We start from the raw sequence: 25,469 nt of genomic DNA, 5'->3' as shown, positions 1-25,469 counted from the left end.
CAACCTTAGCCAGAAAACGATGGAGCCTGCCCCACCTACAAAAACGCCGCAATTAAGCGGCGTTGAAAACTTGCTTAATCCCGGACGTAAATGATTTCCGGGCCGTCGTCGTCATCTTCGTCGTCGAAGTCGTCTTCGTCGATATCGTCGACGCTGCGCACCCCGGCCTTGCGCAACGCACGCTGGTCGTCCAGCGCCTGCAGGCGGGCGCGCGCCTCGTCTTCGATGCGCTGATCCAGCTCGGCCAGCTCCTCGGCGAACTGCGGGTCCTCGGCGATGCGCTCACCGCGCACTTCCAGGTAATGCATGATGTCGCGGCAGATGCGCTCGGTGCCGTCGCGGCTGATGGCCGAGACCACGTAGACCGGGCCCTGCCAGCCCAGACGGGCGACGATGTCGGCCTTGCGCGCCTCGCGCTCGTCTTCCGGGATCTGGTCCATCTTGTTCAGCACCAGCCAGCGGTCGCGCTCGGCCAGCGCCGGGCTGAAGCGACCCAGCTCGTCGATGATCACCTGCGCCGACTCGGCCGGATCGCTCTCGTCCAGCGGCGCCATGTCCACCAGGTGCAGCAGCAGGCGGGTACGCGCCAGGTGCTTGAGGAAGCGGATGCCCAGACCGGCGCCTTCCGAAGCGCCCTCGATCAGGCCCGGAATGTCGGCGACGACGAAGCTCTTGAAGCGGTCGACGCTGACCACACCCAGGTTCGGCACCAGGGTGGTGAAGGGGTAGTCGGCCACCTTCGGCTTGGCCGCGGAAACGGCGCGGATAAAGGTGCTCTTGCCGGCGTTGGGCAGGCCGAGCAGGCCGACGTCGGCCAGTACCTTGAGCTCCAGCTTGAGGTCGCGCGACTCGCCCGGCTTGCCCGGCGTGGTCTGCCGCGGCGCGCGGTTGGTGCTGGACTTGAAGCGGGTGTTGCCCAGGCCGTGCCAGCCGCCCTGGGCGACCATCAGGCGCTGGCCGGGCTTGACCAGGTCGCCGATCACTTCCTGGGTGCCGGCGTCGATCACCGTGGTGCCGACCGGCACCGGCAGGAGCAAGTCCTCGCCCTTGGCCCCGGTGCAGTCGGTGCTGCCGCCCTTCTCGCCGTTCTGCGCGTGGAATTTGCGCGTGTAGCGGTAGTCGATCAGGGTGTTGAGGTTCTCGTCAGCGACGAGGAATACCGAGCCGCCGTCGCCACCGTCGCCGCCGTTGGGGCCGCCCTTCTCGATGAACTTCTCGCGGCGGAAGGCCATCATGCCGTTACCGCCATCACCGGCTTTTACAAAAATCGAAACTTCGTCGACGAATTTCATGGATATGCCTCCCGCGTCACCTGCGGGCTGGAGGGAACGCTTGCCGGATCATCCAGAGCTAGCGGATCGGGCAAGCGAACCAAAGATACACAAATAAAAAAGCCCCGTCCTAGGGACAGGGCTTCTCCAGCGTGCCGGCGATTAAGCCTGGACGACGCTCACGTAGCGACGGCCGAAAGCGCCCTTCACTTCGAACTTGACCACGCCTTCGACTTTAGCGAAGAGGGTGTGGTCCTTGCCGATGCCCACGCCGAAACCGGGGTGGAACTGGGTGCCGCGCTGACGCACGATGATGTTGCCGGCCTTGATGACCTGGCCGCCGTACATCTTCACGCCAAGGCGTTTACTTTCGGAATCGCGGCCGTTACGGGTAGAACCGCCAGCTTTTTTGTGTGCCATGAGTCAATACTCCTATAAAGGGATCGGGGCCGACGAATCAGGCCTGGATACCGGTGATTTTGATCTCAGTGAACCACTGACGGTGGCCCTGACGCTTCATGTGGTGCTTACGACGGCGGAACTTGATGATGCGCACCTTGTCGTGACGGCCTTGCGACACGACTTCGGCAACCACTTTAGCGCCGTCTACGACCGGAGCGCCGATCTTAACGTCGTCGCCATTGCCGATCAGCAGAACGCGATCGAAAGTCACGGCTTCGCCGGTAGCGACTTCGAGCTTCTCGATCTTGAGGAATTCGCCTTCGGTGACCTTGTATTGCTTGCCACCAGTAACAATCACTGCGTACATGGTAAATCTCCGTTGATCCTGCTCACCCAGCGCTTTAGAAAAGTCGTTATTGGCTGGCATGGCTGCTTGGGGCCGGAAGTGACGCCCTTGCAATTGCGTAAGGCAGGGAAATGCCCAGGGGGAAGTTCAGGGTGCGCGATTGTACGCAAGCCCGTGACGCCACGCAAGGCCCGCCGGCGCTTGCCTTGACAGCCCCCACCCCGCCACCTAGCATGCCGCGCAACCTCAAAGGAGCACCTTTCGCCGATGCAACCCCAGGCTTTCTACCGCGTGGTGGCGGACGATTTCACCGCCGTCGACGGCATCATCCGTCAACAACTGGTCTCGCGCGTACCGCTGGTGGAGAAGATCGGCGACTATATCATCTCCGCTGGCGGCAAACGCCTGCGCCCGCTGCTGGTGCTGCTCAGCGGCAAGGCGCTGGGCTATCGGGCCGACGACCTGCGTCTGCTGGCCGCCACCATCGAGTTCCTGCACACCGCCACCCTGCTGCACGACGACGTGGTCGACATGTCCGACATGCGCCGCGGTCGCAGCACCGCCAATGCCCAGTGGGGCAACGCGCCGAGCGTGCTGGTGGGCGACTTCCTCTATTCGCGCTCGTTCGAAATGATGGTCGAGCTGGGCTCCATGCCGGTCATGCGCATCCTCTCCAAGGCCACCCGGGTGATCGCCGAGGGCGAGGTGCTGCAGCTGTCCAAAGTGCGCGACGCCAGCACCACGGAAGAAACCTATATGGAAGTCATCCGCGGCAAGACCGCCATGCTGTTCGAGGCCTCGACCCATGCCGCCGCGGCGCTGGCCGGCGCCAGCGAGGCTCAGAGCGAAGCCCTGCGCACCTTCGGCGACCACCTCGGCGTGGCCTTCCAGCTGGTCGACGACCTGCTCGACTACCGGGGCGACGCCGCCGAGCTGGGCAAGAACGTCGGCGACGACCTGGCCGAGGGCAAACCGACCCTGCCGCTGATCTACACCATGCGCGAAGGCAGCGAGGAGCAGGCCGCGCTGGTGCGCCGCGCCATCCAGAAGGGCGGCATCGAGGACCTGGAAAGCATACGCGCCGCCGTGGAAGCCGCCGGCGCCCTGGACTACACCGCGCAACTGGCGCGCGACTACGCCGAGCGCGCCATCGCCTGCCTGGACGCGCTGCCGGCCGGCGAATACCGCGATGCGCTGGTCGAACTGAGCCGCTTCGCCGTCGCTCGCACACATTAAAAAGCAGCGGTGCCCACGGCGCACCAGCTGCCAGAAACGAAAACGCCCCGAACCAGTCGGGGCGTTTTCGTTTGCGCGGCGGCGCTTACAGACGCAGGCCGCCGTCGAGCTCGAGGATGCGACCGGTGTAGTAGTCGTTCTCCAGGATATAGGCCACCGAGTGGGCGATCTCGGCCGGCTTGCCCATGCGCCGCAGCGGAATGCCGGCGGTCATCTTCTCCAGCGCTTCCGGCTTCATGCTGCCGGTCATCTCGGTTTCGATGAAGCCCGGCGCCACGCCGGCGACGCGGATGCCGTAGCGCGCCAGCTCCTTGGCCCAGACCACGGTGTCGGCGGCGACGCCGGCCTTGGCCGCGGAGTAGTTGGCCTGGCCCATGTTGCCGGCGCGGGAGATGGAGGAGATGTTGACGATCGCGCCTTCGTTCTTCAGCTCGATCATCTTCGCCGCCACTTCGCGGGTGCAGAGGAACACCCCGGTCAGGTTGACGTCGATCACTGCCTGCCACTGCGCCAGGCTCATCTTGCTCATCTCGCCGTCCTTGACGCGGATGGTCAGACCGTCGCGGAGAATGCCGGCATTGTTGACCAGACCGTTGATGGCGCCGAAGTCCTCGGCCACCTGGGCGACCATGTGGGTCACCTGCTCTTCATTGGCCACGTTGCACAGGTAGCTGCGGGCGTCACCGCCGGCGTCCTTGCAGGCGGCCACGGCTTCGTCGAGTTTTTGCTGGTTCAGGTCGACCAGCGCCAGCTTGGCGCCCTTGGCCGCCAGGTACTCGCCCATGGCGCGGCCCAGGCCCTGGCAACCACCGGTGATGATGATGACTTTGTCTTTCAGTTGCATCGCGTTATCCCCTCAAGTTGCAGCATTAACCAGCCCCGCTGACGCCTGCGAACCGCTATGCTAGGGCGCCTGTCCGTTTCTGACGGATTCTTTGCGAGGAGTCATAAGGTGAGCGTGAAAGCCGGCAAGCATGCACGAGAATTGCTGCTCAAGGAATACCGTGGCGTGCTCAGCACCCACTCCAAGGCCATGCCGGGCTTCCCCTTCGGATCGGTGGTGCCCTACTGCCTGGACGCCGAGGGCCGGCCGCTGATCCTGATCAGTCGCATCGCCCAGCACACCCATAATCTCGGGCAGGACGCCAAGTGCTCGCTGCTGGTCGGCGAGCGCGGCGCAGAGGATGTGCAGGCGGTCGGCCGCCTCACTCTGCTCGCCGAAGCACGACAGTTGCGTGACGAAGGCGAAATCGAGGCGGCCGCCCAGCGTTATTACCGCTTTTTCCCCCAATCACGCGACTACCATCGGGCGCATGATTTCGATTTCTGGCGGCTGGACCCGGTGCGCTGGCGTTTCATCGGCGGTTTCGGCGCCATTCACTGGCTCGATGAGGTCGCCCTGGCCAACCCCTTCGCGACCGACGGCAGCGAAGCCGGCATGGTCGAGCACATGAACGCCGACCACGCCGACGCCATCGCCCACTACGTCGCGCTGGCCGGGCTGCCGGGACAGGAGCCGGCGCAGCTGGGCGGCATCGACAGCGAGGGCTTCCACCTGCGCATCGGCCAGAGCCTTTACTGGCTGGCGTTTCCCGCCCCGTGCGGCAATCCGGGCGCGGTGCGCCAGGCCCTGGTGCAGCTGGCGCGCGCCGAGCACTGGCCGACCGACGGCGCGGTTTCAGCTTGAATTAAGCGCCGCGCCCCATATTAAGAACCTACGGGAAGCCCGACTTCCGCCAAGGACACTTCGACCCATGCGTGTGTTTCTGTTTCTCTTCCTGCTGTTCCCGATCATCGAGCTGGCCCTGCTGATCCAGGTCGGCAGCGCCATCGGTGTGCTGCCGACGCTGCTGCTGGTGATCGGCACCGCCGTGCTCGGCAGCGTATTGCTACGCGTGGCCGGCGTCGCCACCGCCTGGCGCGCCCGCGAGAAGCTGGCGCGCGGCGAGCTGCCCGAACAGGAAATGCTCGAAGGCCTGCTGATCGCCGTCGGCGGCGGCCTGCTGCTGCTGCCAGGCTTTATCAGCGACATCTTCGGCGTGCTCTGCCTGATTCCCTTCACCCGCCGCCTGCTGGTCGGCATGCTGCGCCGCCGCGCCGAGGAACAGGCCCTGCGCCAGCGCGCCTTCTTCGACGATATGGCCGCGCGCGCCGGGCAGAGCCGCCCGGGGGCGCCCCGTCCGAATGTGCTGGAAGGCGAGTACGAACGCCGCGACTGAAGCAGCTCCGCAACGATCCCCACAGGAGCCGGCTGGCTGGCGATCCCGCAGCCCGCCGATCGCCAGCCAGCCGACTCCGACAAGATGACAGCCACGCCCTGGCGCTTGCGCCAAGCCATCCCGGATGCCACCTCCCTCGCCGATGCAAAAAATTTGCACCCCGGCCCTTGAAATACCCTCGCCCGCCCACATGTAGCAGTCACCGCAAGGTGCCTGCCCTCCGAGGCAGTCAGACTTTCGCGGTGTGCACCGCGCACCGCACCCGGCCCCGCCGGATTTTACAAACCCGCCGGCCACACAAGAGTCGGCAAGTTGGCCATCAATTGTTAGGAGAGATCGACAATGAAGCTTCGTCCTCTGCATGACCGCGTCGTGATCCGTCGCAGCGAAGAAGAGACCAAAACCGCTGGCGGCATCGTGCTGCCGGGTTCTGCTGCCGAGAAGCCGAACCAGGGCGAGATCGTCGCCGTCGGCACCGGTCGCGTGCTGGACAACGGCGAAGTACGTCCGCTGGCCGTCAAGGTCGGTGACAAGGTGGTATTCGGCCCCTACTCCGGCAGCAACACCGTCAAGGTCGACGGCGAAGACCTGCTGGTGATGGGCGAGAACGAAATCCTCGCCGTCATCGAAGCCTGATTCGCGCCAGTCTCCGTTTAACCGTCAAGAATTCTGAGGATTGATCAACATGGCTGCTAAAGAAGTCAAATTCGGCGATTCCGCCCGCAAGAAAATGCTCATCGGCGTCAACGTCCTGGCCGACGCGGTAAAAGCCACCCTCGGCCCGAAAGGCCGTAACGTGGTGCTGGCCAAGTCCTTCGGCGCGCCGACCATCACCAAGGACGGCGTTTCGGTTGCCAAGGAAATCGAACTGAAGGACGCCTTCGAGAACATGGGCGCCCAGCTGGTCAAGGACGTCGCGTCCAAGGCCAACGACGCCGCCGGTGACGGCACCACCACCGCCACCGTGCTGGCCCAGGCCATCGTCAACGAAGGCCTGAAGTCGGTCGCTGCCGGCATGAACCCGATGGATCTGAAGCGCGGCATCGACAAGGCCACCAGCGCCATCGTCGCCCAGCTCAAGGACCTGGCCAAGCCCTGCACCGACACCAAGGCCATCGCCCAGGTCGGCACCATCTCCGCCAACTCCGACAACTCCATCGGCGACATCATCGCCGAGGCCATGGAGAAGGTCGGTAAAGAAGGCGTGATCACCGTCGAAGAAGGCTCGGGCCTGGAAAACGAATTGTCCGTCGTCGAAGGCATGCAGTTCGACCGTGGCTACCTGTCGCCCTACTTCATCAACAAGCCGGACACCATGGTTGCCGAGCTGGAAGGCCCGCTGCTGCTGCTGGTGGACAAGAAGATCAGCAACATCCGCGAACTGCTGCCGGTACTGGAAGCCGTCGCCAAGGCCGGTCGCCCGCTGCTGATCGTCGCCGAAGACGTCGAAGGCGAAGCCCTGGCCACCCTGGTGGTCAACAACATGCGTGGCATCGTCAAGGTCGCTGCCGTCAAGGCTCCGGGCTTCGGCGACCGCCGCAAGGCCATGCTGCAGGACATCGCCATCCTCACCGGCGGCACCGTGATCAGCGAAGAAGTCGGCCTGTCCCTGGAAAGCGCCACCCTGGAGCACCTGGGTAACGCCAAGCGCGTCGTGCTGAACAAGGACAACACCACCATCATCGACGGCGCCGGCGCCCAAGCCGACATCGAAGCCCGCGTGGCGCAGATCCGCAAGCAGGTCGAAGACACCACCTCCGACTACGACAAAGAGAAGCTGCAAGAGCGTCTGGCCAAGCTGGCCGGCGGTGTTGCCGTGATCAAGGTCGGCGCTGCCACCGAAGTCGAGATGAAAGAGAAGAAGGCCCGCGTCGAAGACGCCCTGCACGCCACCCGCGCTGCAGTGGAAGAAGGCGTGGTGCCTGGCGGCGGCGTTGCTCTGGTGCGCGCGCTGCAGGCCATCGAAGGCCTGAAGGGCGACAACGAAGACCAGAACGTCGGCATCGCCCTGCTGCGTCGCGCCGTCGAAGCGCCGCTGCGCCAGATCGTCGCCAACGCCGGCGGCGAGCCGAGCGTGGTGGTCGACAAGGTCAAGCAGGGTTCGGGCAACTTCGGCTTCAACGCCGCTACCGACACCTATGGCGACATGATCGAGATGGGCATCCTCGACCCGGCCAAGGTCACCCGTTCGGCCCTGCAGGCTGCTGCCTCCATCGGCGGCCTGATGATCACCACCGAGGCCATGGTGGCCGAAGCGGCTGACGACAAGGCCCCGGCCATGCCGGATATGGGCGGCATGGGCGGTATGGGTGGCATGGGCGGCATGATGTAAGCCAGCCCGGCTCCCTCGCTGTAACAAGAACCCCGCGCTCGTCGCGGGGTTTTTTATGGGCGGCCTCCAAGCCGGCGCGGCGCGCGGCCAGATGATACCGGCGACGGCCCGGCAGGGTGCGCCGTGCACACTGAGCCCCCTGCCCCGTCGCGCCCCTTGCCACATGCGACGGCCAGTCCCGGCGCCCCGGGGCGTGCAATTCGCAACACGGCGCACGGCGCCAAACGCCCGACCGCTGCATAGCTTTCTATGGACTTGACCGCGAGCTTTGCTTAGTTTGTCCCCGTGTCGGCTGCGCCGGCGCACCCGAATGGCTGCCCCCGAGGGCGCGGGCAGCCCGGACAGACAGGCAAAAGAACAACGACCATGACCCTCGGTACCTCTGGCGACACCCAGCAACACCCCTTTCAACATTGGTGGCAACTGCGCGGCGAATGGGTGGAAGAGCCCAACCAGCGCCGCGGCGGCGAAAGCGGTGTGCAGCGCCTGCAACGGCAGGACGCGGTCTGGTACGCCAAGCGCCAGGTCGGCCACCTCTATCGCAGCCTGCTGCACCCCAGGGGCCGCCCCACCGTGCTGCGCGAACGCAAGGCGCTGCGCGCCCTCGACGCCCTCGGCGTGGCCGTGCCGCAGCTGATCTACTGCGGCGTCGAACGCGACCCGCAACAGGGCTGGCGCGGCCTGCTGGTCACCGCGGCGCTGGACGGTTTCGCAGATATCGAGAGCTGGTACGCCGACGGCGGCCGCCAGGCCTGCGGCGAAGCGCGACACGCACAGCTGCTGCAACAGATCGGCGCCACCCTGGCGCGCATGCACCTGGGCCGCTGGCAGCACGGCTGCCTATACGCCAAGCATGTCTTCGTACGCCTGGACGGCGACACCCCGCAGGTGGCCCTGCTCGACCTGGAAAAGAGCCGCCGGCGCCTCAGCCGGGTACGCGCCGCGCGCCACGACCTGCGCCAGCTGCGGCGCCACAGCCCCTGGTCGGACGCAGACTGGCAGCAGCTGCTGCAGGGCTATCGCCAGGTATTCGCCGGCGGCGCCAATGGCCTGGGCTAGCCGGGGTCGACAACGCTGCCAGAGATTCACGGTACGCCTCTTGCTTAAAAAACATACATGCCGGCCCAGCGCCGGCATCTGTTTGCCGCCTACGGGCGATCTTTTCGCACCACCATCACCAGGACGTGGCTCTGCCCCGCAGCTTTGCGCCGGGCAGCAGGATCAGCTGCGCCACTCTGGCCCCGCTTACCCACCGCCAAGGCCGGCTGCTACAGGGTGCTCCCAAAGGCACCAAAGGTGACGCCTGGGCGTTACCCGCACACAGATTGAACCAACCGGGCTGGCCCGTGTCCCAGCACAGCCCCCAGGTGGTGCCAGCCATAGGCAGTGACCGTTCGTCGCGCAAGACCACGACCGAACGGTGGGTGATCTAGGTTTAGCGAACAGCGTTTGGCAGCGCTTTCAAGGGGTTATCAAAATGAAATTAGAAACAGCACGAGGTTTATTCCTCGGCCTCGCCCTCAGCGTCACGGCCATTGCCGCCGCTGCCTGGCAGGAACCCGCCCCGCGCGTGCTGGAAGCCCGCGACTGCAGCGCCACCGAAGCCTGCCCCAGCGCCCCGCCGCGCAAACCGGCGCCGACGCAAGCCAAACCGGACGCCAACCTGCTGGTGCTGATGTTCGGCCTGAGCGGCGCGCTGAAGGGCGAGCAGTAACGCCCGTTCCGCAACGGGGAAGTTGCGCTCGACCCGGGACGGGTTGAGCGCCCCGCCCCGCGCGAATACCACTGGCATCGACGCTCTGGCATCGCGCCAGCATTCGCAGTAAGGTCAGGCATCCTCTCTCGCAAGGATGCCGCATGGCCGCCAAAGCCCCCGCCTCCCGCCAGCAGAAGCACCTCGCGGTGCTGATCGACGCCGACAACGCCCCCGCCGCCATAGTCGAAGGCCTGTTCGAGGAAATCGCCAAATACGGTGTCGCCAGCGTCAAGCGCATCTATGGCGACTGGACACTGCCCAACCTGGGCGGCTGGAAAAAGGTGCTGCTCGACCACTCCATCCAGCCGATCCAGCAGTTCGCCTACACCAAGGGCAAGAACGCCACCGACAGCTCGCTGATCATCGACGCCATGGACCTGCTCTATACCCGGCGCTTCGATGGCTTCTGCCTGGTCTCCAGCGACAGCGACTTCACCCGGCTGGCGGCGCGCCTGCGCGAGGAAGGGCTGACCGTCTACGGCTTCGGCGAGGAGAAGACCCCCTCGCCCTTCGTCTCGGCCTGCGACAAGTTCATCTATACGGAAATCCTTCGCGCCGACGCCGCCGAGGCAGCGGAAGAACCGCCCAGCAATGGCGACAAGACCAAAGCCGTCGCTGGCGAGACCACAGCCACCGAACCGGCCAAGGCATCCGCCAAGCCGAAGGTACAGAAGGTACCGGTGGAATTTATCGCCAAGGTCATCGACGACAGCGACGACGAGGACGGCTGGATCCAACTCGGCGCCCTCGGCTCGAACATCAGCAAACTGCGCCCGGCATTCGATGCCCGGCTATACGGCTTCAAGAAGCTCAGCGATTTGATCAAGGGGCATGCGAAGCGGTTTGAGCTGCAGGTGCGCGGCAGCAGTGCGACGGGCGGTGAGGCGCTGTATGTGCGGAATCGGAAGGCCACAGCGAAACAGTGAAGCGGTGGACAAGCTTCGCGTTATCAGCCATTGCGTTCACAACACCTGCGCCAACCCGACACGACATCGGCCGTGCTTTTAGACCGCGAACGATCAGCCGCCGCCAAACGCCCCTTCAGGAGGCCGAGCGGAATCGTTGCGGAAGGGCGCGAGCCGCATGGATGCGGCGAGAGGCGTAAAGGCCCATGGACGGCCCATGTACGCCGGCCCCTGGAGCAACGATGGAGTGAGGGGAGTCGAGCGCAGCATGACGGGGACGCCTAGTTCCGGATGGCGGGGCACAGCGTTTTTGCTTACTTTTTTGCGGGGCCGGCCATCCGGCGTTTGAAAAAAGTGAGTCGCCGTAAGGGTGATACGAAGCGAAGCTTGGTAACAGCCGCAGGCTGGCCCGAAGGGCGAGCGAAGCGAGTCAACCGTAATAACGGACGACGAACAAGCGGCGTCGGAGTGCAAAAAGCCAAAAGCACCCTCTCCCCTAGCCCCTCCCACAGGCGGCTAGCGGCCGGGGATACCAGCAGGCCTCAGCTCACGCCCCCGCAATCAACCGCTCGATAATCCCCCGCAACTCGGGATGCTCCGGCACCCGAATGCCGAACTCATCGCGCAATACCTCCAGTACCGCGTCGACGCTCTGCAGCTGCACCCGCTCGCTGTCCTGCCCCAGGCGATGGATGGCGAAACTGCCTTTGTTCAGCGTCTTGCGCAGGCCCGGCCCGGTGCGGGCCGCGATCATCTGGCCGAGAAAGGGCGAATCCGGATGGGTGCACACGTACCAGTTGCCGACCACGTAATCGATATCCGCCACCTTCTGCAGATCGAACAGGTACATCGCCCGCCAGCTGCCGGCCACCAGCGCCCGCAAGGTATAGGTGCCGTCCACCAGCGTCAGGCGGTAGGGCTCGTGCGGCGTGGCCTGCTGCGCCTCGCTGTCCAGCCGCAGCGGGCCGGTCGGAACCATGCCGCCGAAGCCGACGTCGGCGATGTAGCGCACGCCGTCCAGGGTCACCAGCACCAGCATATGGGTGCGCGCCGGCTGGGCATCCTCCGGCCCGCCCATCACCACCCGCCCGGTCAGGCCGCGCGCGTCGAAGCCCAGCGCCTGCAACAGCAGCAGAAACAGGCGGTTGAGCTCGAAGCAGTAACCGCCGCGCCCCTGACGCAGCAGCTTGTCCTGGATCGCGGCGGGTTCGACCTGCACCGGCACGCGCAGCATGCTCGCCAGGGTTTCGAAGGGGAACTCGGCGGTATGCCGCGCCTGCAGCTCGCGCAGGGTGTCGAGGGTCGGAGGTGGCGCCGAGGAGTAACCCAGGCGCTCGAGGTATGTGTGCAGCTCCAGCTTGAATGCTTCGGTCATCGTGCATCTCCCTTTTCTACCTGCCGGCTGTTGTACCAGAGGCGGCCGCTGGGAGATACGCATAGGGCCGATAGCAAAAAGGCCGGTCTTGCGACCGGCCTCTGCTGCAACGCTTCAGCTCACCTCAGCCATTGCTGGGGAAGGCGAACTGCGCCGCCTCGTGGCTCTTGCGCGCCGGCCAGCGTTGGGTGATGGCCTTCTTGCGGGTGTAGAAGCGCACGCCGTCCGGGCCGTAGGCATGCAGGTCGCCGAACAGCGAGCGCTTCCAGCCGCCGAAGCTGTGGTAGGCCACCGGTACCGGCAGCGGCACGTTGACGCCGACCATGCCCACTTCGATCTCGTCGCAGAACAGCCGCGCCGCTTCGCCGTCGCGGGTGAAGATGCAGGTGCCGTTGCCGTACTCGTGGTCGTTGATCAGCTGCATGGCCTCTTCCAGGCTGCCGACGCGGACGATGCACAGCACCGGGCCGAAGATTTCGTCGGTGTAGATGGCCATCTCCGGGGTCACCTTGTCGAACAGGGTGCCGCCGACGAAGTAGCCGTCCTCATGCCCGGCGACGCGGTAGCCACGGCCGTCCACCACCAGCTCGGCGCCGGCCTTGACGCCGTCGTCGATATAACCGACCACCTTGTCGCGCGCCGCGGCGGTGACCAGCGGGCCCATATCCAGGCCGCACTGGGTGCCGGCGCCGATCTTCAGCGCCTTGATCTGCGGCACTATCTTGTCGACCAGCGCGTCGGCGATCTGGTCGCCCACGCACACGGCCACCGAGATGGCCATGCAGCGCTCGCCGCAGGAGCCGTAGGCGGCGCCCATCAGCGCGCTGACGGCGTTGTCCAGGTCGGCGTCGGGCATCAGCACGGCGTGGTTCTTGGCGCCGCCGAGGGCCTGCACGCGCTTGCCGCGCTTGGTGCCCTCGCTGTAGATGTACTCGGCGATCGGCGTCGAGCCGACGAAGCTCAGCGCCTTGACCTCGGGCGCTTGGATCAGGGCGTCGACCGCGTCCTTGTCGCCGTTGACCACGTTGAGCACGCCCTTGGGCAGGCCGGCCTGCTGCGCCAGTTCGGCGATGAACAGGGTGGAGCTGGGGTCGCGCTCGGACGGCTTCAAGATGAAGCAGTTGCCGCAGACGATGGCCAGCGGGTACATCCACAGCGGCACCATGGCCGGGAAGTTGAACGGGGTGATGCCGGCGACCACGCCGATCGGTTGCAGGTCGCTCCAGGCGTCGATGTTCGGGCCGACGTTGCGGCTGTATTCGCCCTTGAGGAGTTCCGGGGCGGCGCAGGCGAACTCGACGTTCTCGATGCCGCGCTTGAGCTCGCCGATGGCGTCCTCGATGGTCTTGCCGTGCTCGGCGCTGATCAGCTGGGCGATTTCGTTCTCGTTCTGTTCCAGCAGCTGCTTGAAGCGGAACATGATCTGCGCGCGCTTGGCCGGCGGGGTGTTGCGCCAGGCCGGGAAGGCGGCCTTGGCGGCGTCGATGGCCAACTGCATGGTGGCGCGGTCGGCGAGGCCGACCTGGCGGGTCGATTCGCCGGTGGAGGGGTTGAACACCGGGGCGCTGCGTTCGTTGCCGGCGACGCGTTCGCCGTTGATCAGGTGCGGGATAAGGCTCATGGGGCTCTCCGTTATCGAATGAATTGCGGGGTGGGCCTGAGGCCCTCTCCCCGGCCCCACTCCCCTATAAGGAAGTGGGGAGAAAAGGCGTCAGTCCAGGCTGTTCAGGGTCTCGCCGACGGCGTTGAACAGGCGGTCGAGGTCGTCCATCCGGGCGTTGAAGGTCGGCCCGAACTGCAGGGTGTCGCCACCGAAGCGCACGTAGAAGCCGGCCTTCCACAGTTTCAGCCCGGCCTCGAACGGGCGGATCACCGGGTCGCCGTCGCGCGCGGCGATCTGGATGGCGCCGGCCAGGCCGCAGTTGCGGATGTCGACCACGTGCTTGCTGCCCTTGAGGCCATGCAGCGCCTGGCCGAACTGCGGCGCCAGCTCGGCCGCCTGCTGGATCAGGTTCTCGCGTTTGAGCAGCTCCAGCGAGGCCAGGCCGGCGGCGCAGGCCACCGGGTGGGCCGAGTAGGTGTAGCCGTGGGTGAACTCGACCATATGCTCGGGCGACGGCTGCTGCATGAAGGTGTTGTAGATCTCGCTGGAGGCCACCACCGCGCCGAGCGGGATGGCGCCGTTGGTGATCTGCTTGGCGGCGTTGATGATGTCCGGGGTCACACCGAAGTATTCCGCGCCGCTCCACTTGCCCATGCGGCCGAAGGCGGTGATCACCTCGTCGAAGATCAGCAGGATATTGTGCTGGGTGCAGATCTCGCGCAGGCGCTGCAGGTAGCCCTTGGGCGGCACGATGACGCCGGCCGAGCCGGACATCGGCTCGACTATCACCGCGGCGATGTTGGAGGCGTCGTGCAGCTCGATCAACTTGAGCAGCTCGTTGGCCAGCTCGACGCCGCCGCTCTCGGCCATGCCGTTGGTGTAGGCCAGGTGAGGCTGGAGGGTGTGCGGCAGGTGGTCGACGTCCATGAACTGGCCGTACATCTTGCGGTTGCCGCCGATGCCGCCGAGCGAGGTGCCGGCGATATTGACGCCGTGGTAGCCGCGGGCGCGGCCGATGAACTTAGTCTTGGCCGGCTGGCCCTTCAGGCGCCAGTAGGCCTTGGCCATCTTCACCGCGGTGTCGGCGCACTCGGAGCCGGAGCCGGTGAAGAACACGTGGTTGAGCTCGCCCGGCATCAGGTCGGCGATCTGCTCGGCCAGCTGGAAGGACAAGGGGTGGCCGTACTGGAAGCCCGGCGAGTAGTCGAGGGTGCCGAGCTGCTTGGCCACGGCCTCCTGGATTTCCTTGCGCGAGTGGCCGGCGCCGCAGGTCCACAGGCCGGACAGGCTGTCGTAGATCTTGCGGCCGGCATCGTCGAACAGCCAGCTGCCTTCGGCACCGACGATGATCCGCGGGTCGCGCTGGAACTGGCGGTTGGCGGAAAACGGCATCCAGTGGGCATCCAGCTTGAGCTGGCTGGCCAGGGAGGGGGTGGCGGTCTGCGGCATGTTCATCGGGAGCCTCGGGCTGGCGGTGTTTGGGTGATTCGTAGTCCGCTGAGAGCGATTCGCGGCTAACGCCGCTCCTACGAAAGCCTATCTGTTGCCAGCAAAGGTGCCACGGGCATAGAGTCAGTAAAACAGCACTCTTATTATCTTCAGTTAAAGGCTTACTAAACAAATGAGCAGCCGCCGCCCCGATCCACTGGCCCAGGTCAGCGACTTTGAAATCCGCCTGCTCAAGCTGTTTCGCAGCGTGGTGGAATGCGGCGGTTTTTCCGCCGCGGAAAGTGCGCTGGGCATCGGCCGTTCGGCCATCAGCCAGCAGATGAGCGACCTGGAGCAGCGCCTCGGCCTGCGCCTGTGCCAGCGCGGCCGCGCCGGCTTCGCCCTGACCGAGGAAGGCCGCGAGGTGTACCAGAGCACCCTGCAGCTGCTGGCGGCGCTGGAGAGCTTTCGCACCGAGGTCAACGGCCTGCACCGCCATCTGCGCGGCGAGCTGAACATCGGCCTGACCGACAACCTGGTGACCATCCCGCACATGCGCATCACCAACGCCCTGGCGCGGCTCAAGGCGCAGGGCCCGGACGTGCGTATCCATATCCGCATGACGCCGCCGTCGGAGGTGGAACAAGGCGTGCTCGACGGCCGCCTGCATGTCGGCGTGGTGCCGCAGGTCGGCGCGCTGTCCGGCCTGGAGTACCAGACCCTGTACGACGAGCGCTCGCTGCTCTACTGCGCGGTCGGCCATCCGCTCTTCTACGTCGACGACCAGCAGCTGGAGGACGAGCGCCTCAACGCCCAGGAGGCCATCGCCCCGACCTTCCGCCTGCCGCCGGAGGTGCAGAACCATTACCAGGCGCTGAACTGCACGGCCAGCGCCTCGGACCGCGAGGGCATGGCCTTCCTGATCCTCACCGGACGCTATATCGGCTACCTGCCCGACCACTACGCCCAGGCCTGGGTGCAGCAGGGGCGCCTGCGCGCGCTCAAGGCCGCCAGCCGCTTCTACGACATCAGCCTGGCGGCGGTGACGCGCAAGGGCCGCCGCGCGCACCTGGTGCTGGAAAGTTTTCTCGAGGCGCTGGCCGAATCCTGAGCGGGCGCTGGCGAAAATAGGTCGCACGCCGGCGCCAGGCGCTAAGGCTCGACGCTGAATTCCAGGCGGGCGGTCTGGCCGCCCTCGTCGAGCACGCTGAGCTGGTGCCGGCCGACCGCGAACGCATGGGCGAAGGGCGCCCCCGCGGCGCTGTCGCCCAGCGGCCGGCCGTCGACGAACCACCAGCGCCGGCCGCTGCCGCCGAGGGTCGACAGGCTCAGGCGCAGCGGTTCGGCGTCGCCCTGCGGTCGGCGCAGGCGATCGCCCTCACGCACGCCGACGATGGACAGCGGCGCCACCTGGGCCGGCGTCGGCGGCGGACAGGCACGGTCGGCCGCCGGCAGGCGCGCGCTGCGCCGTTCGCGGCGTGGCAACCAGGGTTCCAGCGGCGCCGGCCATAGCGCCAGCTCGCGACGCTCGGCCTGGGCGCAGCCTGGGGCGACGCGACGGCCGCGGGGATTGAGCCACAGAGGCTCGCGCAAGCCGCTGCCCAGCGGCTGGTCGGCGGCCAGCAGGGTCGGCGGCGTGGTGCCCTGCAGGGTCCAGGCGAAGCGCAGGCGCCGGCAGTTGGGATCGTCCCTGTCCAGGGGCTGGCCCAGCGGCCAGCAGATGGCGGCGACGCCGACCTCGGCCGGCTGCGGATCGGCCGGCGCGGCGATGCCGCGCTGGCTGTCGCGGTTGACCAGCAGATCGTGCACCTGCAGCAGCAGCGGCGCCGCCGAGGCCAGGCCGAACTGGCCGGGCACCGGGGTGCCGTCCGGGCGACCGATCCAGATGCCGATCAGGTGGCGCGGGCCGACGCCGATGGCCCAGGCATCGCGAAAGCCGTAGCTGGTGCCGGTCTTCCAGGCCAGGCTCGGCCGTTGCACGAGCTGCGCGCGCGGGTCGCGATCCGGACGTGCCTGGCCGCTGAGGATGCGCCGCACTATCCAGGCTGCACCGGGCGACAGCAGGCGCCGCTCGCGCAGCTCATCGTCCGGCTGCAGGCGCGGCCGCGCCGCCAGGCCACCACGGGCGAAGGCGCTGTAGCCGGCCAGCAGCGCCTCCAGGCGGGTGCCGCCGCCGCCGAGGATCAGCGCCAGGTTGGGCTCGGCCAATGCCGGCAGGCGAATCGGCACCCCGGCGCCGCGCAGCTCGCCGGCGAAGCGCTTCGGCCCGTAGGCCTCCAGTAGCTGCACCGCCGGCAGGTTGAGCGAGGTGGCCAGCGCCTCGCTGGCCGACACCGGGCCGCTGAAGCCGGCGGCGAAGTTGCCGGGACGGTAGTCGCCGTAATGCCGCGGCACGTCCTGCAGCAGCGACTCGGAGTGGATCAGCCCGGCGTCCAGGGCCATCCCGTAGAGGAAGGGCTTGAGCGTCGAGCCGGGCGAGCGCAACGCGCGCACCATGTCGACGTGGCCGAAGCGCGCGGCATCGCCGATATCCACCGAGCCGAGGTAGGCGCGCACCGCCATGCTCTGGTGCTCCACCACCAGGATCGCCGCCGAGGTGCGCTCGGGCAGGCGCGCGCGCCAGCCCAGCAGCAGGTCTTCCAGGCGCAATTGCAGGCCGGCGTCGAGGGTGGTGCGGATCAGCGGCGGGCTACCGGCGCGGTTCAGCCGCCGCGCCAGCAAGGGCGCCAGACTCGGCTCGCGGCGTGGGGCGAGGAATACCGGCTCCTCCAGTGCCTCGTACACCTGCGCCTGCGGCCATACGCGGAACTCGGCCAGACGCCGCAGCACCTTGTCGCGCGCGGCCTGGGCGCGCTCGGGGTGACGATCCGGCCGCAGCCGACTGGGCGCCTGCGGCAGCACCGCGAGCAATGCGGCCTCGGCGCGGGTGAGCTGGCTCGGCGGCTTGCCCAGGTAGCTCCAGCTGGCCGCCGCCACGCCTTCCAGGGTGCCGCCGAAGGGCGCGCGATTGAGGTACAGGGCGAGGATCTCGTCCTTGGACAGGTGCCACTCCAGCTGCGCGGTGCGCCACAGCTGCTTGAGCTTGCCGGGCAGGTCGCGGCCATGCGGGTCGAGCAGGCGCGCCACCTGCATCGACAGGGTGCTGCCGCCGGACACCACGCGCCCGCCGCTGAGGTTCTGCCAGGCGGCGCGGGCCAGGGCCAGCGGGTTGACCCCGGGGTGCAGGCGGAACCAGCGATCCTCGTAGGTCAGCAGCGCTTCGAGGTAATAGGGCGAGACCTGGTCCGGGGTCACCGGGTAGCGCCATACCCCGTCGTGATCGGCGAAGCGCCACAGCGGCGTGCCGTCCTCGGCCAGCACCACGCGGGCCAGATCGTCCTCGGGCAGCGGCAGCGGGAACAGGCGGTCGGCGAGCCAGAGCAGACTCAGCACAACAATCAGCGCACCAGCGCACTGCCGCCAGCGCCGCCCCCCAGAGGCTTCAGCTGCGCGCCAATAAGCAGGCATCGCAAGAAGACGATTTATTGACATAAACAATGACCATCCGTCTGATCACCACACATTCGCCACATTTTTGACCCTTAGAGGCTTTACATGCCATTACGGGGCCACTAGACCTAAATCTGAACACTGCTTCGTTGGGCTGACAGTACCCGCCAAGCGGTGTTTACGGGCATCGAGTTCAACCTCCCAGCCTTCTCCGGCGCCAGGCGCTTGACGGTGCGATGCCATCCTTCCATTGCAACGAAAGGACATTGGTTATGCGCATCGACGAACTTGGCGATGAATTATTGCCCACCGCCGTCCGGCAGGTATTGCCATCTCAGTCGCTTGGTACCGAAGTACCGGGCAGTTGCCTCGGCCGCTTTACCGCCGCGCCTTCGGCAGCCCTGATAGCGCTGGCACTGCTCGGCCTCAGCCCTCAGGCGCTGGCGGATCACGACACAGCCCACATCGTGGACAATCTCAAAGGCGGCCTGGGCGCCCTGGAGCGGCGAGTCTGGGATTGCGAGAACGGTATCAACGGTAAATGCCCGGGTACCAAGGGGGATAAGGGTGATACTGGTCCACAGGGACCGCAGGGCGAAACGGGTCCGCAGGGCATTCAGGGCGAGACCGGGCCGCAGGGCCCACAGGGAGAAACGGGTCCACAGGGCGCTCAGGGCGAGACCGGGCCGCAAGGCCCACAGGGCGAAACGGGTCCGCAGGGCGCTCAGGGCGAGACCGGACCACAGGGCCCACAGGGCGAAACGGGTCCGCAGGGCGCTCAGGGCGAGACCGGACCACAGGGCCCACAGGGCGAAACGGGTCCGCAGGGCGCTCAGGGCGAGACCGGACCACAGGGCCCACAGGGCGAAACGGGTCCGCAGGGCGCTCAGGGCGAGACCGGACCACAGGGCCCACAGGGCGAAACGGGTCCGCAGGGCGCTCAGGGCGAGACCGGACCACAGGGCCCACAGGGCGAAACGGGTCCGCAGGGCGCTCAGGGCGAGACCGGACCACAGGGCCCACAGGGCGAAACGGGTCCGCAGGGCGCTCAGGGCGAGACCGGACCACAGGGCCCACAGGGCGAAACGGGTCCGCAGGGCGCTCAGGGCGAGACCGGACCACAGGGCCCACAGGGCGAAACGGGTCCGCAGGGCGCTCAGGGCGAGACCGGACCACAGGGCCCACAGGGCGAAACGGGTCCGCAGGGCGCTCAGGGCGAGACCGGACCACAGGGCCCACAGGGCGAAACGGGTCCGCAGGGCGCTCAGGGCGAGACCGGCCCACAGGGCCCGCAGGGCGAAACGGGTCCGCAGGGCGTTCAGGGCGAGATCGGCCCGCAAGGCCCTCAAGGCCCTCAAGGCCCTCAAGGCGAAATGGGTCCGCAGGGCATTCAAGGCGAGATCGGTCCGCAAGGCCCTCAGGGCGAAATAGGCCCCGCTGGAGCAGCAGGTCCGCAGGGCGATACCGGCCTGACCGCCTGGGAGCGCAAAACCGAAACCTGCACACAGAACACAACCGCCATTACCTGCACGGCGACCTGCAGCGAGGGCAAGCAGGTGCTGGGCGGCGGAGCGAGCTATTCCTCGGCTCAGACCTGGCAGACCGTTCTGAGCTACCCGCCAACCGACTCGAGCTGGACGGCATCGCTGGTCAAGACAACAGGGGGCGGGTCAGCAGCCCAGATCACCGTAACCACCTACGCCTTGTGCGCCTCTACCAACTAAGCAGATCCGGGAGGTTAGTGATGAGCTTCTATTCGATTCCCGCCTGGACGGTGACGGCCATGCTGCTGTCCAGTCCCGCGCTGGCCGGCCACTGCGACACCGAGGTAGCCGAGGCGCAGGCCGCCGCCAACTATGCACCCTACCTTCAACCCAGTGTGGAGGAGGTGGTGGGTGTGCTCTTCCAAAGCGCGCTCGAGGCCTGCCGGCTGGAGGAAATCCAGATGGCCAGTGCCGAGTTCGACTCGCCGATGCTGGCGCCGGACTATGTATCGGTAGGCCAGTCCATGCTGATCAATATCGTCGAGATGATCGGCGCCAAGTGACGGCTGTACGGGGCAAGGCCAGCAGGCCTTGCCCCGTTTCGCCATGAGCCAGCCCCGTAGCCCGGATGCAATCCGGGGCCGCTCTACCGCTCCCTCACCACCATCCCCCCCGGCGAATTGCCCAGCGCCTGCCAGCTCGGCCGGTACATCGACTCCACCTGCGGCGGCGGTACGCGGTAGCTGCCCGGGGTCACCGCGCGGGCCAGGTAGAGCAGGTGGGTGGTGCCGTAGCCGTCCACGTCCAGCGCCGCCACGTAGCGGTCGCCGCGGTATTCCTGGTGCTTGATCCGCGCGTTCTGCATCGCCTGGCGCCATTCCTTGACCTGGCTGCCGGCGTCGTCGAGGCTCGCCGCGCTCTGCGCCAGGTTCTGGTTTTCCAGCTCCAGGCCGGCGGGCAGCAGGTCCACCACCAGGGCGTCGGGCACGCGCTGCTTGGCGCGCACCGCCAGGTGCACCAGCACCAGCTCGCCGCTCGTCAGCCGCTGCAGGTCGAGCGGGCGGCCGTCCATGCCCAGATATTCGCGCTCGATGCTGAGGTTGTCGCCGCCGGCCGCCGGCGGCTGCACCGGGTAGCCGGACAGGGTCAGCTGCTGGTAGAGCTTGGCGCTGCCGGCATTGCTCACGCTCAGCGGCTCGGCCAGCTCGCCGCGCTCCAGCTTGAGGCCCGGTTGCCGCTCACTCAGTTCGAACTGGAAGGCACCACTGGAAAGCGCAGCGCGCCAGGGCTGTTCCGGCTGGCCGAGAATGCCGCGACCGGCGAGAAACAGGGCGTTGCGCTCCTGGGTCGACAGCCAGCGCTGGCCGGCCAGCTCGTCGGCCAGGTAGAACAGCCGCTGCTCGCGCTGGCCGGCGGCCAGGTCGTGTTCCTCCAGCACGGCGAGGATCAGCGCCTGGTCGCGCAGCGCGCTGCCGTAGTCGGCCATCCAGCGCTCGCCGTCGCGCGGCTGGATCAGGCCTTGGGCCAGCGCCTGCTCACCGCGCGGCGCGTCGCCCATCAGCTTCAAAGCAGCCGCCAGCTGCACCAGCGGCAGACCGGAACGCGCCTCGCTGCGCCGCTCGAACAGGCTGCGCAGCGCGCCCAGCGGCGCCTGCTGGCTGCGCGCGAGAACGTAGCCGGCGTAGGCCTGCACGGCGAAACGGGTGTGGGCGAAGTCCTCGCTGTAGCTGGCCTCGATCAGGCTGCTCTGCTGCAGGTAACGCAGCAGACGGTCGCTGGCCTTCTTCAGCGCCTCGGCCGGCACGCCGAAGCCCTGCTCGCGGGCACGCAGGAGGAAATCGGTGACATAGGCGGTGAGCCAGTATTCCTCTTCGCTCTCGGCGCTCCACAGGCCGAAGCCGCCGCTGTGGCGCTGCATGCCGAGCAGACGTTCGATGCCCAGCTCGATGCTCTTGCGGCGCTGCTCGTCCGGCTCGCCTGCCAGGCCGAGACGCTCGAGGCTGGCGGCGTCGGCGTAGAGCGAGGGGTAGAGGCCGCTGGTGGTCTGCTCCAGACAGCCGTAGGGGTAAGCCTTGAGCGCGCGGATCTGCTCGCCGAGGTTCAGCGGCGGCCGGCTCGACAGCGCCAGCAGCGCTTCCAGCCCGGCCGGCTCGAACGCCGCCAGGCTGCCGGCCGGCAGGCTCCAGGGCTCGCCCTCGCCGAGCACCGCACGGAAATGCCGCAGCTGCGCCGGATAGGCCGGGCGAATGCCCAGGGTCCATTCGCGGCTGAAGTCGCCGAGTTCCTCACCCGGCAGCGCCAGACCCTGCACCTCGACATGGATACGCCCCTGGCCCAGGCCGCCCTCGGCGCGCACCGGGATGCGCAGGGTGGTGCGCTGGCCGTCGGCCAGCTGGATCGGCGCCTCGCCGCGCTGCAGCAGGCGCAGCTGGCCATCCACGTCCACCCGTACGTCGAGCTGCTGCTCGGCGCCGGAGAGGTTGGTCAAATCCAGCGCCAGGCTGGTTTCGTCGCCGCCAGCGAGAAAGCGCGGCATCGACAGCTCGGCGATCAGCGGCGCGGCGACCAGCGTCTTGGCCTCGGCCATGCCGAAGCGCTCGTCGCTCCAGGCCTGCGCCATCAGGCGCAGCTCGCCGTTGAAGTCGGGAATATCCAGGCTGACTTCGCCCTCGCCCTGCTCGCTGAGCTGCAGCGCTTCGCTCTGCAGGGCGACGATCAGCACGCTGGTGTCCGGGCGCTTGCCGCCGGCGGCCAGGCCGGCGTCGCCGCCGAAGGCCAGGCTGGCCAGGCGGCCCTGCCCCTCGATCAGCTGGCCGTAGACGTCCAGCTGATCGGCGCCGTAGGCCTTGCGCCCGAAGAAACTGGCGAAGGGATCGGGGGTGGCGTAATCGGTGATGTTGAGAATGCCCACATCCACCGCGGCGACCAGCACCCGCACTTTCTCGGGGATGCTGCCGTCGGCGTTGCGCGCACTGACCTTGACCTTCAGCGGCTGCTTGGGGCGCATCTTTTCCGGCGCCTCGAGGGTCAGCGCCAGCTGGCGCGGCGCACGCTGCAGCGGCAGGTGCAGCAGGCCGACGGCGCGCTTGGGCGTGACCTGCGCCTTGCGCTCGCCGGGGCGCACCACCTGGGCGCTGATATACAGGTCGTGACGTGCCCAGGCCGGGTCTATGGGCAGCTCGAAGGTCTTGCCGGCCGCCGGCACGCTGATTTCCTGCCACCACAGCGGCCCCTCGCTGGATTCCAGCAACAGGTAGCCGCTGCCGGCGGCCGGCGGGGTGACCGTGATCCTGGCCACATCGCCCGCGGCGTAGGCCGGCTGATCCAGCGCCAGCTTGACCTGGTCCGGACGCACCGCGCCGCCCTCGGCGTTGTCCTGCCAGCGGTAGCCGGCCCAGAAGCGCAGGCTGCTGAGCAGGCCGGTGCGGTTGTCCACCAACTCGACCCGGTAGGGGCCCCACTCCACCGGGAAGCTGACCTTGGCGGTGCCGCCGGCCTCGATGCTCAGCGGCTCCTCGCTGAGGGTGAGGAACTTCTCGTTGAAGTTGTGCCGCCAGCCCTCACCGTCGGAGAAGCTCCAGAAGTAGTCGCGGCGCTCGCGCACCAGGCGCACGGTCAGGTCGTCGGCGGCCAGCTTGTTGCCGGCGGCATCGGCCACCAGCAGCTCGAACTCGGCCAGGCTGTCGGCATCCACCTCCTCGCCGTCGAACAGCCCGCGCAGCCCCGGCAGACGCTCGGCCGGCCATACCGGCTGGACGATGCGCCGGGTGATCAGCCGGCCGCCGGATTCCTGCAGGCTGGCCTGGAGGATCAGGCGCAGCGGCGATTTGGCCTCGCCCCAGCGGTTTTCCGGGCGCAGCACGGCACGGCCCTGGTCGTCGAGACTGATCTCGTCGAGTTCCTGATCCTGAGTCAGATCGGCCTCGGTGACGTCGCCAAACTGATAGCCCGGCAGGCTCGCCACTGCCTCGCGCAGCGGCCGCACGTAGAGCTGGCCGGTCAGGCGGTTGCCGGCGGCCGGCGCGCCGTAGAGGTAGCGGCCGGTCACGGCGAACTCGGGATTGTCGCCCGGCGCATAGGGCTGCTCGCGGCCCTTGAGTTCCAGGGCCAGGCGTTCGGGGAGGAAGTCCTCGACGAGAAACTCGTACAGCTGCGGGCTGCCGTCGCCGAGGTCGAGCAGCAGCTGCCAGCGCCCGGTGGGCGCCTCCTCGGCCAGCTGCAGCTGGTACTGGTAGAGGCCCCCCTCGTCCGCCGTCCAGACGAACTTGCGGCTGACCTGCTCGTCCGGCCGGCGCACCTCGACGCTCACCGGCTGGGCCTTGACCGGCTTGCCGTCGGCGTCGCGCAGCAGGGCATTGAGCAGCACCGTCTCGCCGGGGCGATAGAGGTCGCGCGGGCCGAACACGAACAGCTGCAGCGGATGCGCCTTGGGCCCGGCGATATCGAATTCGGCCAGGTCCAGCGCCGGTGCATTGAGGCGCAGCAGGCTGGTCTGCTCGCCCTGCTTGGCCAGCAGCAACTGGGCCTTGGCCGGCAGCGGCAACTGGGCGTGGCCGGCGGCGTCGGTCTTGCCCTCGGCGAGCAGCGCGCCGTCGCCATCGAGCAGCTCGAGCTGCACCCCGGCCTGCGCCTGGCCACCTTCCAGGGCCTGGGTGAAGACGTCGAGACGGTCGCGGTAGCGGTGCGCGGACAGGCCGATGTCGCTCAGGGAAAACAGCGTCGCCGGCTGCGAATAGCTGTAGCTGCCGGCCTCGCGCATCACCGCCAGGTACACCCCGGGCTGCTTGAACGGCTCCAGGCCGGCGATCGGCAGCAGCAGGGTCTCGCGCGTGTTGCGCGCCGGGTTGAGGTCGAAACGTCCGCCGTAGACCAGCTCGGCCATCGGCAGCAGCTCGCGCGCCTCCCAGGTGTCGAGGTTGCTGCTGCGCCCCCAGCGGGCGAGGAAGCCCGGCAGCGCCTCGGGCTTGATGCGGAAGAACTCGACGTTGACCTTGTCGACGTTCAGCGCGATCACCGGCAGGCCCTCGGCCAGGCGGGTCGGCAGCAGCGAGCCGCGGCTGGCGAAACCGACGCTGGCCTGCAGGTCGCGGGTCTCCAGGCGGCTGACGTGCTCGGCGGCAAGCTTGGCGCCATTGATGCCGCGCAGGCCGGCGTCGATGGTCAGCACCAGCTTGCGCTTGGGCTCCAGGTGGCGCAGGCGCAGTTCGCTCAGGTTTTCGGACAGTTCCCAGGCGCCGTCGACCTTGCCGTCCTTGCTGTCGACCAGGTGCAGGCGCTCGGCGAAGGGCTGGTCGGGATCGAGCGGCACGGAGAAGGTCACCGACAACGCGCTGGCGCCGTCCAGTTGCACCTCGGACACGTCGACCACCTGCAGTTCGCGGCCGGCATGGCGCGCGGCCAGCGCGGCGCGATCCACCGCCGGCTGCGGCGGGCGCTGCTGCTCGGCCGCGGGCACGGTGCTGGTGACGGTGGCGGGGTCCTGGGATGAATCGCAGGCGCTGAGCAGGCTCAGGGCGAGGGCCAGAAGCAGTCCTTTGTTCGGCATTGCGGGCTCCGGTATAGGGGGGCGCAGAGAACCCCAACTATAGCCGAGCGCCTACCCAGGCAGGAGGCGCGGCGGCGA

At 67.6% G+C, this 25,469-nt stretch carries 20 protein-coding genes; 10 read left to right on the top strand and 10 right to left on the bottom strand.

Going from position 1 to position 25,469, the window contains the following annotated elements:
- Positions 1-74 precede the first annotated feature (74 nt).
- From cgtA to rplU, 3 genes are all read right to left on the bottom strand, one after another.
- On the bottom strand, positions 75-1,292 hold the full coding sequence (cgtA, locus tag EA796_RS14055; protein WP_021445342.1) for an Obg family GTPase CgtA: 1,218 nt from the start codon (positions 1,290-1,292) through the stop codon (positions 75-77).
- Between the two features lie 141 nt (positions 1,293-1,433).
- Complete coding sequence (gene rpmA, locus EA796_RS14050; RefSeq protein ID WP_031303584.1) at positions 1,434-1,691, bottom strand: 50S ribosomal protein L27; 258 nt, start codon at positions 1,689-1,691, stop codon at positions 1,434-1,436.
- Positions 1,692-1,728: 37 nt separating this feature from the next.
- Positions 1,729-2,040: a 50S ribosomal protein L21 gene (rplU, locus tag EA796_RS14045; RefSeq protein WP_021445340.1), complete on the bottom strand. Its 312-nt coding sequence runs from the start codon at positions 2,038-2,040 to the stop codon at positions 1,729-1,731.
- 246 nt (positions 2,041-2,286) lie between these two features.
- Here rplU and EA796_RS14040 point away from each other — a divergent pair, with 246 nt between their 5' ends.
- Entirely contained in the window at positions 2,287-3,255 is a 969-nt protein-coding gene (locus tag EA796_RS14040) for a polyprenyl synthetase family protein (protein ID WP_122109035.1), read from the top strand.
- A gap of 85 nt (positions 3,256-3,340) precedes the next feature.
- On the opposite strand, the gene EA796_RS14035 is transcribed toward EA796_RS14040, so the two are convergent.
- Positions 3,341-4,099 carry an SDR family oxidoreductase gene (locus EA796_RS14035; protein WP_122109034.1) on the bottom strand — a complete coding sequence of 253 codons (759 nt, stop codon included), beginning with the start codon at positions 4,097-4,099 and terminating at the stop codon, positions 3,341-3,343.
- Positions 4,100-4,207: 108 nt separating this feature from the next.
- Between EA796_RS14035 and EA796_RS14030 the strand changes: the two genes are divergently transcribed.
- The 7 genes from EA796_RS14030 (at position 4,208) to EA796_RS14000 (ending at position 10,488) form a co-directional block, all read left to right on the top strand.
- Positions 4,208-4,942 carry a HugZ family protein gene (locus EA796_RS14030; protein WP_122109033.1) on the top strand — a complete coding sequence of 245 codons (735 nt, stop codon included), beginning with the start codon at positions 4,208-4,210 and terminating at the stop codon, positions 4,940-4,942.
- A gap of 67 nt (positions 4,943-5,009) precedes the next feature.
- On the top strand, positions 5,010-5,474 hold the full coding sequence (locus EA796_RS14025; protein WP_122109032.1) for an FxsA family protein: 465 nt from the start codon (positions 5,010-5,012) through the stop codon (positions 5,472-5,474).
- Between the two features lie 342 nt (positions 5,475-5,816).
- The gene (locus EA796_RS14020; RefSeq protein ID WP_021445335.1) at positions 5,817-6,110 is read left to right on the top strand and encodes a co-chaperone GroES; all 294 of its coding nucleotides are present in this window, start codon (positions 5,817-5,819) and stop codon (positions 6,108-6,110) included.
- Between the two features lie 49 nt (positions 6,111-6,159).
- Entirely contained in the window at positions 6,160-7,806 is a 1,647-nt protein-coding gene (gene groL / locus EA796_RS14015) for a chaperonin GroEL (protein ID WP_122109103.1), read from the top strand.
- Between the two features lie 366 nt (positions 7,807-8,172).
- On the top strand, positions 8,173-8,865 hold the full coding sequence (locus EA796_RS14010) for a lipopolysaccharide kinase InaA family protein (protein WP_122109031.1): 693 nt from the start codon (positions 8,173-8,175) through the stop codon (positions 8,863-8,865).
- 418 nt (positions 8,866-9,283) lie between these two features.
- Positions 9,284-9,520, top strand: a complete 237-nt coding sequence (locus tag EA796_RS14005; RefSeq protein ID WP_031303580.1) for a hypothetical protein — start codon at positions 9,284-9,286, stop codon at positions 9,518-9,520.
- 143 nt (positions 9,521-9,663) lie between these two features.
- On the top strand, positions 9,664-10,488 hold the full coding sequence (locus EA796_RS14000; RefSeq protein ID WP_122109030.1) for an NYN domain-containing protein: 825 nt from the start codon (positions 9,664-9,666) through the stop codon (positions 10,486-10,488).
- Between the two features lie 526 nt (positions 10,489-11,014).
- On the opposite strand, the gene EA796_RS13995 is transcribed toward EA796_RS14000, so the two are convergent.
- The 3 genes from EA796_RS13995 to EA796_RS13985 form a co-directional block, all read right to left on the bottom strand.
- On the bottom strand, positions 11,015-11,842 hold the full coding sequence (locus EA796_RS13995; protein WP_122109029.1) for an arylamine N-acetyltransferase: 828 nt from the start codon (positions 11,840-11,842) through the stop codon (positions 11,015-11,017).
- A gap of 124 nt (positions 11,843-11,966) precedes the next feature.
- On the bottom strand, positions 11,967-13,463 hold the full coding sequence (locus EA796_RS13990) for a CoA-acylating methylmalonate-semialdehyde dehydrogenase (protein WP_122109028.1): 1,497 nt from the start codon (positions 13,461-13,463) through the stop codon (positions 11,967-11,969).
- 90 nt (positions 13,464-13,553) lie between these two features.
- Positions 13,554-14,900 carry an aspartate aminotransferase family protein gene (locus EA796_RS13985; protein ID WP_122109027.1) on the bottom strand — a complete coding sequence of 449 codons (1,347 nt, stop codon included), beginning with the start codon at positions 14,898-14,900 and terminating at the stop codon, positions 13,554-13,556.
- Positions 14,901-15,066: 166 nt separating this feature from the next.
- On the opposite strand from EA796_RS13985, the gene EA796_RS13980 reads away from it, so the two are divergent.
- A complete protein-coding gene (locus tag EA796_RS13980; protein ID WP_021445326.1) occupies positions 15,067-15,984 on the top strand; it encodes a LysR family transcriptional regulator in 918 nt (305 codons plus the stop codon).
- Positions 15,985-16,025: 41 nt separating this feature from the next.
- On the opposite strand, the gene pbpC is transcribed toward EA796_RS13980, so the two are convergent.
- The gene (gene pbpC / locus EA796_RS13975) at positions 16,026-18,380 is read right to left on the bottom strand and encodes a peptidoglycan glycosyltransferase PbpC (protein WP_122109026.1); all 2,355 of its coding nucleotides are present in this window, start codon (positions 18,378-18,380) and stop codon (positions 16,026-16,028) included.
- Between the two features lie 281 nt (positions 18,381-18,661).
- The gene (locus tag EA796_RS23575; RefSeq protein WP_218567633.1) at positions 18,662-19,702 is read right to left on the bottom strand and encodes a hypothetical protein; all 1,041 of its coding nucleotides are present in this window, start codon (positions 19,700-19,702) and stop codon (positions 18,662-18,664) included.
- Between the two features lie 404 nt (positions 19,703-20,106).
- Here EA796_RS23575 and EA796_RS13965 point away from each other — a divergent pair, with 404 nt between their 5' ends.
- Positions 20,107-20,409, top strand: a complete 303-nt coding sequence (locus EA796_RS13965) for a hypothetical protein (RefSeq protein ID WP_122109024.1) — start codon at positions 20,107-20,109, stop codon at positions 20,407-20,409.
- An 83-nt stretch (positions 20,410-20,492) separates the two neighbouring features.
- Here the strand turns inward: EA796_RS13965 and EA796_RS13960 are convergent, their stop codons facing one another.
- Positions 20,493-25,391, bottom strand: a complete 4,899-nt coding sequence (locus EA796_RS13960) for an alpha-2-macroglobulin (protein WP_122109023.1) — start codon at positions 25,389-25,391, stop codon at positions 20,493-20,495.
- Positions 25,392-25,469 lie beyond the last annotated feature (78 nt).

It is taken from the genome of Pseudomonas sp. AOB-7, from assembly GCF_003696305.1.
Taxonomy (GTDB): Bacteria; Pseudomonadota; Gammaproteobacteria; order Pseudomonadales; family Pseudomonadaceae; genus Aquipseudomonas.
This window is presented reverse-complemented; position numbering and strand designations above follow the sequence as displayed.